At 49.0% G+C, this 7,413-nt stretch carries 8 protein-coding genes; 4 read left to right on the top strand and 4 right to left on the bottom strand.

Annotation, left to right across the window (positions count from 1 at the left end; translation table 11 throughout):
* Positions 1-93 precede the first annotated feature (93 nt).
* Complete coding sequence (locus tag NG99_RS26145) at positions 94-624, bottom strand: DUF2778 domain-containing protein (protein ID WP_034899541.1); 531 nt, start codon at positions 622-624, stop codon at positions 94-96.
* Between the two features lie 532 nt (positions 625-1,156).
* Between NG99_RS26145 and NG99_RS26140 the strand changes: the two genes are divergently transcribed.
* From NG99_RS26140 to NG99_RS26130, 4 genes are all read left to right on the top strand, one after another.
* Positions 1,157-1,816 carry a ParA family protein gene (locus NG99_RS26140; protein WP_034899546.1) on the top strand — a complete coding sequence of 220 codons (660 nt, stop codon included), beginning with the start codon at positions 1,157-1,159 and terminating at the stop codon, positions 1,814-1,816.
* A gap of 35 nt (positions 1,817-1,851) precedes the next feature.
* A complete protein-coding gene (locus NG99_RS28680) occupies positions 1,852-2,160 on the top strand; it encodes a hypothetical protein (protein ID WP_072017685.1) in 309 nt (102 codons plus the stop codon).
* Between the two features lie 67 nt (positions 2,161-2,227).
* Positions 2,228-2,638, top strand: a complete 411-nt coding sequence (locus NG99_RS26135) for a hypothetical protein (RefSeq protein WP_034899539.1) — start codon at positions 2,228-2,230, stop codon at positions 2,636-2,638.
* Positions 2,639-3,092: 454 nt separating this feature from the next.
* Positions 3,093-4,037 (top strand): ArdC family protein, encoded by a 945-nt coding sequence (locus NG99_RS26130; protein WP_034899538.1) that lies wholly within the window; start codon positions 3,093-3,095, stop codon positions 4,035-4,037.
* 168 nt (positions 4,038-4,205) lie between these two features.
* Here the strand turns inward: NG99_RS26130 and NG99_RS26125 are convergent, their stop codons facing one another.
* The 3 genes from NG99_RS26125 to NG99_RS26115 are packed head-to-tail and all read right to left on the bottom strand — an operon-like array spanning position 4,206 to position 7,361.
* Entirely contained in the window at positions 4,206-4,799 is a 594-nt protein-coding gene (locus NG99_RS26125) for a phospholipase D family nuclease (protein WP_084110645.1), read from the bottom strand.
* Positions 4,792-5,538, bottom strand: a complete 747-nt coding sequence (gene mobC / locus NG99_RS26120; RefSeq protein ID WP_034899536.1) for a MobC family replication-relaxation protein — start codon at positions 5,536-5,538, stop codon at positions 4,792-4,794. The genes NG99_RS26125 and mobC overlap by 8 nt, the downstream gene beginning before the upstream one ends.
* Before the next feature lie 2 nt (positions 5,539-5,540).
* Positions 5,541-7,361 (bottom strand): type IV secretory system conjugative DNA transfer family protein, encoded by a 1,821-nt coding sequence (locus NG99_RS26115; RefSeq protein ID WP_084110644.1) that lies wholly within the window; start codon positions 7,359-7,361, stop codon positions 5,541-5,543.
* Between the last annotated feature and the right edge of the window lie 52 nt (positions 7,362-7,413).

Raw genomic sequence — 7,413 nt, 5'->3', positions numbered from 1 at the left:
CGCTCAGAGGTGTACAGACTTATGAACGACTCCGGGTAGATCAAGCGAGTCCCCAGCCAGAACAGCGCCAGAAACCAGATGGTTTTCGCCAGCCTACGGGCAAGTGTTATAGCCATTGTTGACCACCTCGATCATGCCGTATGCTTTTAAATCTTTCATGCAGGGCACGTCGATTTGCGTGGTCGCCATTAACGCATTGCGCAGTGTGCGAAACTCGGCATTGCTTACAAGGGTTATGCAGCCGTCAGACAGGACGCCCGGATGCAACCGGAAGTGTTCACGCTTAACACCTTCTATCCAGAGTGTGTCATCGATGTTCCAGTCGTTCGGGTACAGCGCAAACCATTCATCACGGCTAAACTCCGCGCCACTGGCGTGTTGATTATACGTGTCTTTTACCCAGGCAATAGCCTTTGATATTTTACCGCCACTACCACGACTCACTATCCAGTAGTTCCCTTCAGGAATGGGGCCGTCCCCCGCTTTTTTCCCTGAATATTTTCCACATCCCCCCCGGTTCTTATAAGCCCCATTACCGGTGAACGCCATAAACGTGCCTACTCCGGGAAAGGAAAGTGGCGCGATATCAGCACCGTTCAGTAACATTTTCCCATTTAACGCCATACATTAATCCATCATGATATTGTGGGATTAGTTTACAGGGCATGTAGCGATTTTTTAACAAACAAAACGTAATTGATTATTAAGGCGTATTGGCATAGGTAGGCCCAATGGGAGCGAGCGTGCAATTTCACGACATTTGCTGATATCCGAAATCGTTCCTTTGGGGACAGGCTATTTTTGCATGTCCAAAACTAAGCCAAACGATTTTCGGACACATAAATAATTTCGTACATCATTTACGTACACATTAAAACGCAGCCGTTAACCGACTGAATGAAGGTGAATTTTGCAAATGTCGTCATATTGTAGCTTCGCTCCCAATAGGCCAGGTAAGCCCGTTCAAAAAACAGGTTTACCGTACAATAATTATCTATATCCAAACTGGCCCCCTTTTCACAAACTTAGCCCATCCCCCCCCTCTCGCTAATGGTGTGTAATTATACACATTATAATTGTCTTGACCTTCGTATAGGGATTTCGTATTCTTTTGGTAAAGGTGTGTATAGTTACACATTATTTGATGGTGGGTGATATGAGCAAAATAGTGGTGTTTGGGAGTCATAAAGGTGGGGTGGGTAAATCTACACTTCTTGTTTCGATCCTGGTTTATCTGATGCGTAAGGGGAAAAAATGCGCGGTATTAGAAGGCGATGATCAGAACAGTATCAAAGACTGGCTGGCTGAACGTCGGGAGCAAGATATCGTCCCTGACGTGGAATATTTTGAGTGTTACACCGATATAGCAGAGCGTGCCCGTAAGTTGGCTACACGTTTTGATTTTGTATTACTTGATACGCCGGGGAGAAAATCAGCTGAATTTCGCAAGGCTTTAACCTGTGCTGATTATCTGCTGACTTTCATCGAGCCTGGCGCACAAGTTGAAATCAATACGCTTAGCCAGATGGTAAACGATGTAAAAACAGCCCAGGCTTCCCTTAACCCTACTATGCATCCCTGGATTGTTCTCAATCGGTGTTCTACAGACCCCCGGGATCAGGACGCGACTGAGCTTCGCCAAATGCTCAATGATGATCCCGATTGGCTTCCGGTCACCCGTCAGCGTATCCATGCGCGAAAAGCCTATAAGCAGGCTTATAACTCAGGCCGTGGGGTTCATGAGTACCAGGATAACAATGGCAATAAAGGGCGCGGGGAAATCGAAATGTTGCTTCAGGAGATAAATTTAATTTAGTGTGTAATGTTACACACTAAATTGGGTGATCAATTATGGCTAAATTACCAAAAAAAATCACAGCTTCTGAAGCTGTAACAGAAACCACGTTAAGAAATTTTGTTAGCTCTGCCGCGCATAAACCAGCGACAGCATCAAGGGTCACGCGCATAAACTTGACTATGACAGAAGAAGATTTAGGCCGATCTGTAGATTTCCAAATGGAAGGATCAATCAGCCGTGCGGATGTATTTCGCTCTGCATTAATTGCCTTAGAACGTATGCCTGATGAGGCTCGGCGGGCCTTGTTCGACGAGGTTAGAAAGACCAGTCCGAAAGTTGGCAGGCCAGCAGTATATAAATAGTGTGTATCTTTACTTACTATTTTAATGCGTTGGTGTTTTACTCTCACCGTAATGGAGATACGGAAAAATGAAAAACAAAGTCTATGAATTTCCACAAGGTAGAGATAAAGGCTGCCTGAAAAAAAAGATTCGGCAACGAAGAACGCATAACCAGTTATCTGTATTGAAAAATGGAGCGATTGCCGGATTTGGCGTGTTACGCCTTATGCTGGCCGGGGCGCTGGAAGTTGGCTGTGCTGTTTTCTTCGCCTTGCTTTACCTAACCCGGAATTTTATCGGGGCCTTCTGGTTTTTTACCTGCATCTGGCTGTATTTTTGGGGCGATGGGTTATGGAAGGATAACGGTTATGTTTTTGTTGCCGGTTTCATGATCTCTGTTCTGGCCCATGTCGCTGACGACATCAGCCGTTTTCTGGTAAAGAAACATCTCTTCTTTCGTCTGCTGGGCATAAAGCAAATTTCCCGTTCAGCCGCGTGACAACCTGAGTAGCATTGTCCACATATCCACATGAGAAAAAGCCAGTGAAGCGGGGAGGCCAGCAAGCCACCCTCGCGAACGGGAGCGCCCTGTACGGCGGGGCAAGCCGTTCAGGGTTCGATTGTGGGTATGTGGGCAATTGCGGACGTCCGGGCGCTACGTTGTGCTTTGCATTGAGCCAGTAAAACTGTCTCACCTCTCTTGGCCGCCATCGCTGGCGCAACTTCAACACCATTTCACCACCACGGCATAAGGGGCGCTAAGTCCGGGTATGCGCCGTCATTTTCTCCTGTGCGTCTTTCTTCTTCATATCAGCTTCCGGTAATCGTTCTCCGTCACAACCTGGTCCGCAAGGGTAAATGAACGCTGCGCGCCCTTGCTGACCAGAACGATTCCGGGGGATCGAACCGTCAGGCGATACGAAGACGAAATTCACACTGACGGAGAAAGAACCATGACTATGAACCTGCATACCCAGACAAGCGCCCCTAATTCCGCAGCGGCGACCAGCGTATCCCCGCTGGAGCAGTCAGGCTCCACAAAAACGAAATTTTTTAAGGTCAAAACCGATATATACCAGACCGTAACTGACAGCATTATTGAAGCCCTGGAAGCCGGTGTTAAGCCGTGGGCGTGTCCGTGGAAGAAATGCGGTGCGGTATCTGGCCTGCCGTCTAACTTCACCACAAACGACACTTACAGCGGCGTTAACATCATGCTGTTATGGTGCAGTGCTGCTAAGCAAGGTTTCACGGATTCCCGCTGGATGACCTACAACCAGGCAAAAGCCATTGGCGGCCAGGTACGGAAAGGCGAACGCGGCACAATGGCTATTTTTTATAAGACGCTGGAAAAAGAAGCCGATGACGGCCAGATCGAAAAAATCCCCATGCTGAAATCGTTTACCGTGTTCAACGTTCAGCAGATTGACGGCCTGGAATTTGCAGAAGTTGATGATACAGCCCCGACCGGGGTTTTTGATCCGCTGCCGGAAGTTGAAGCCCTTTTTATCCGCACCGGCGCGAAGATCACCGAACGCGGTCAGAATGCATTTTTTAAGCCAGCTACAGATGAAATCTACCTTCCTGAGCGCCATTTATTCGCGGATGCCGCTAACTTTTATGCTACCGGGCTGCATGAACTGGTGCACTGGAGCGGCGCTAAAGGACGTCTGGCGCGGAATATGAAAGGGCGCTTTGGTTCTGAGGGATATGCTTTCGAAGAACTTATTGCTGAGCTGGGAAGCGCGTTCCTGATGGCGGATTTAGGTGTTAAAGGCGAGGTTCAGCATGAGAGCTATATCGCGTCATGGCTGAAGTCATTACGGGGAGATAAGCGTTTCATATTTCAGGCGGCCAGCGCCGCTTCTAAAGCACATCGCTATCTTACTACTTTGTAAAAATTAAAGCCCTGTGAGTCAGGGCTTCAATTTTTTTGAATGTCATGGGAAGGTGAGGGGAGAGATATAACTTGATGAAAAATATCATTTCGTAATATGGGCGCCAGCTGCCTGCAGCAACTGGCCGATGGTCGCCGGCGACGATGTCGGGGACCAACAACGTCAAAATCACTGAAGCAGTTTTAAATAGGGCAAATCGATAACCGGCCAGCCTGATCCCTTGTGCTTTTCACTGTAACGGCTGGTCTGTTGACCGGACTCATTCCACAGTCGGTTAAATTCAGTCTGGTAGGTGGCCGCCAGAGTGGGCGCATTCTTTACCAGTAACACATTTTCAGCGTTGCGGCCGTTCGCCGCGCTGGCGGTGTAATTGAACGAGCCGGTTTGCACTGTGTCACCGTCAATCACCATAAATTTATTGTGCATGATTGCGTACCGGGCATCGAAGCGTACCGGCACATGCTGGTTAGCCAGGAATGTAACGGCGGTGTAGCTGCTGCTATTGGCTTTTTCATCAGCGACGACCCGGACAGATACCCCCCGATTTTGGGCGGCGATTAACGCCGCCGCCACCGGCTTACTGGTAAAGCTGTAAGCCGCAACATCCACACTACGTTTTGCGCCATTTATGGCGCTCAAAACGACCAGTAAGGCGCTTTGATTTTCAGAAGGAGAAAATCCCACAGAAATCACCGGCGCAGCGTCAGCAAGCGCGGGGGCTGTCAAAATGATGGTCAGCGCAAGAAACAGCGAATTACGCATAATTTGTTAGCTCCAGTCTTTTCAGTTCGTCCATTGTGTAGAAGCGAAACACATTGCGGTGTTTCGCTTCCAGTGTCACATGCTGATTGTTTTCAATAACGTGCTTAATCGTGTCGAACAGCAGTAGCAGCGCCCGCTTTTTCTGATCGTCCGGGACGATGTAGAAAACGTAAAACCACTGGCTTTCGGTACGGGCCTTTAAGTGACTGGCGATAATCTGCTGATAGCGTGCTTTGGTTTTCAGGCTGCGCTCTGTCTCAATGGCGATCTGTCTGCCGTTCGGCAGGGTAATCAGTCCGTCCGGGCGATGCCTTACGTTAAACCGGCTCAAAAAGTTGCTACGGTCACCGTTGATCCAGTCAGTTGCGCCTTTTTGTTCCAGGATCAGGCGAACCAGCTGGTTATCGAGGTGATGATCGATATTCCAGCCTTTCAGCTTTGACGGCTCAAAGCGTGAAGGAAATACCTTATCATCTGGATTAATCACCACGGCGATCCCGTCCTGAGTTATGCCCCACAGCGCCAGGTTACCGAGTCGGGATTTAAATACGTGTTTCTGGATTAACCCCATTCCTTCGACTTTTTCTAAAAGACGGTGCAGCGGGCGATCAGCCTGGTACTGGAAAAGCTGTTTCATCGTTGCCAGGTCGCTCCAGGTTTCCTCTTTCAGAAAATTAAGCAACTGAGTTATTTTTTCGTTATTGCGCGTTTTACGCGCCGAGTCGTCAGTCATCAGCATGATTATTCGTCCTCAAAATCAAACGCCGGGGTAGGGGAGGGAGCCTCTTTTTTTATTGTCACGGCTACCGGCTCAGCTGGTTTTTCCGGTGCAGGCTCATCGGAGAAATCCAGCGGTTTTTTCATCTCAACCGGGTTTTCAGGAACAACGCTGTAGATTTGCAGCGGCTGCTTTTTCACCTTGATTGGTGAAATAAGCGCGGCGCGGGGCAGGGCGGTTGCCGTGAAAATAAAACTGACGAACGGGGGCAGATTCAGCAACATGTTGCTGTCGATGTAATAGCGTTCTGCCTGGCGAATGGTACGTTCGTCGTCGATAATTTCCGTCAGTACCCTGCTGGTTTTCGCCTTGCGGCTCTCGTCGTCAACCAGAATGGTGCCGGACATTTTCGCCACCCATTCGGCGGTTTCTGGATTCTGGAGTTTATAAACCAGTTTGAATTTGGCGTTCTCGACCACGGCACCCACAACGGCATCACCGTTTAAATCGGCGGGACAGTCGCGTAAATCGTCAATCGCTTGGAATGCCATCTGAATATGTACACCTTTATCACGCGCAGCCCCCAGACCTTCAAGTGCGGGGCGGGACAGGTGATATTTCAGCTCGTCGAGGAAAATTGAAATTGGCCGGGGCGTGCTGGCAACGCGGTCGCGTGTCTCTGCCAACTGGAGCAGGCGCACTAAAATCATGCGCTGCGTCATTATCACCTTGCTGTTGCGCAGAGAACCGATAACATAGCAGCAACCGCCCTCGTCAAAAATCGTTTTCAGATCGAACCCTTCCGCTGCGTTAATCGCATTAAGCAGCGCCAGTTCTTCTATTTTCCCGAAAAAGCCTTTAATGGTTTCAGCGATTCCCTGTACGTACTCGCTGTTGAACAGATCACGGATAGTGGCGTTCGGGTTACCTTTAATCAGTTGCGCGGCAGCGCGGGCTGCTCGTCTGTCATCGATGCGATAAAAATCGGCCGCCTCGCCTTTTTCAGCCAGGCTGAAGCCTGCAATAAAAAGTTCTTCCAGTTGGTCAGCGGTGATGTTGGCTATCAGGTTCAGCTGATATTCCGGTTTGTTCAGGTCAATGAGCGCGAACGGCTTGCCTGCGTCCACGCAGGCTTTTCTGAACAGATGCGGTGCCCATTCATCATTTTTTGGGTCAAGAATAAATGCACCTTCGCCAGCAAGGATGCTTTGTGTCAGTAACAGGCCGGTGGCAACACCTTTACCGGCACCTGTTGTGCCGATAATAGCAGCGTGTTGTTTCTGCCAGTCTGAGACCGGAATGTACATTGGGGTGTGCTGTTCATCCAGTCCGACAAAGATCCCTTTACTGAGATCGATAAAATCGGAGGGGTTATAGTGTTCCGTCTTGGGTAACAACGCTTTGACCTCGCGTACATCGGTACGTGTGTTGCGTTCCAGACTGGTTTTTTTCTTCAGTTTCTGTTTCAGTCTGTCTATTTCCGGCGAAAGAAGCCTGCGCGCGATATAGTGAAAAACAATACCGGTTGCCGTGAATGTCAGAAGCGTGGCCCACAGTGCGGCGGGGGTTCTGACTTCAACGCTGTCTGGATAGATGAACCGAAGGTAATAAGATGTGAGGGGGGAGAGTGTGCCAAAAACAAAACTTAATAAAGAAAAAAAGATAATAATGCGCAGCCATATTGGTGCGTTTTGTCTTTCCCCTCTTTCGAGGAAAATAATAAAAGGCAATGTCAGTCCCGCGAATAACGCCAGCAAGAGCTGATTGTTTTGCAAAAAGCCAAAAAAAACTGTTGCGCTGTTAATCAGCGGCATCAGCTTTGCACCAATGTTTGAGATCATAATTATTCCTTGCTGAATGGTTGTTGGTCTCTGTGCTCGGTCTCTGCTCTCGGTC

The organism is Erwinia typographi (genome assembly GCF_000773975.1).
Classification (GTDB): Bacteria; Pseudomonadota; Gammaproteobacteria; order Enterobacterales; family Enterobacteriaceae; genus Erwinia; species Erwinia typographi.
This window is presented reverse-complemented; position numbering and strand designations above follow the sequence as displayed.

What these genes read in the sequence shown, in the direction of transcription:
- NG99_RS26145 (WP_034899541.1), bottom strand. Translation starts at nt 624, where the DNA reads ATGGCGTTAAATGGGAAAATGTTACTGAACGGTGCTGATATCGCGCCA.
- NG99_RS26140 (WP_034899546.1), top strand. Translation starts at nt 1,157, where the DNA reads ATGAGCAAAATAGTGGTGTTTGGGAGTCATAAAGGTGGGGTGGGTAAA.
- NG99_RS28680 (WP_072017685.1), top strand. Translation starts at nt 1,852, where the DNA reads ATGGCTAAATTACCAAAAAAAATCACAGCTTCTGAAGCTGTAACAGAA.
- NG99_RS26135 (WP_034899539.1), top strand. Translation starts at nt 2,228, where the DNA reads ATGAAAAACAAAGTCTATGAATTTCCACAAGGTAGAGATAAAGGCTGC.
- NG99_RS26130 (WP_034899538.1), top strand. Translation starts at nt 3,093, where the DNA reads ATGACTATGAACCTGCATACCCAGACAAGCGCCCCTAATTCCGCAGCG.
- NG99_RS26125 (WP_084110645.1), bottom strand. Translation starts at nt 4,799, where the DNA reads ATGCGTAATTCGCTGTTTCTTGCGCTGACCATCATTTTGACAGCCCCC.
- mobC (WP_034899536.1), bottom strand. Translation starts at nt 5,538, where the DNA reads ATGCTGATGACTGACGACTCGGCGCGTAAAACGCGCAATAACGAAAAA.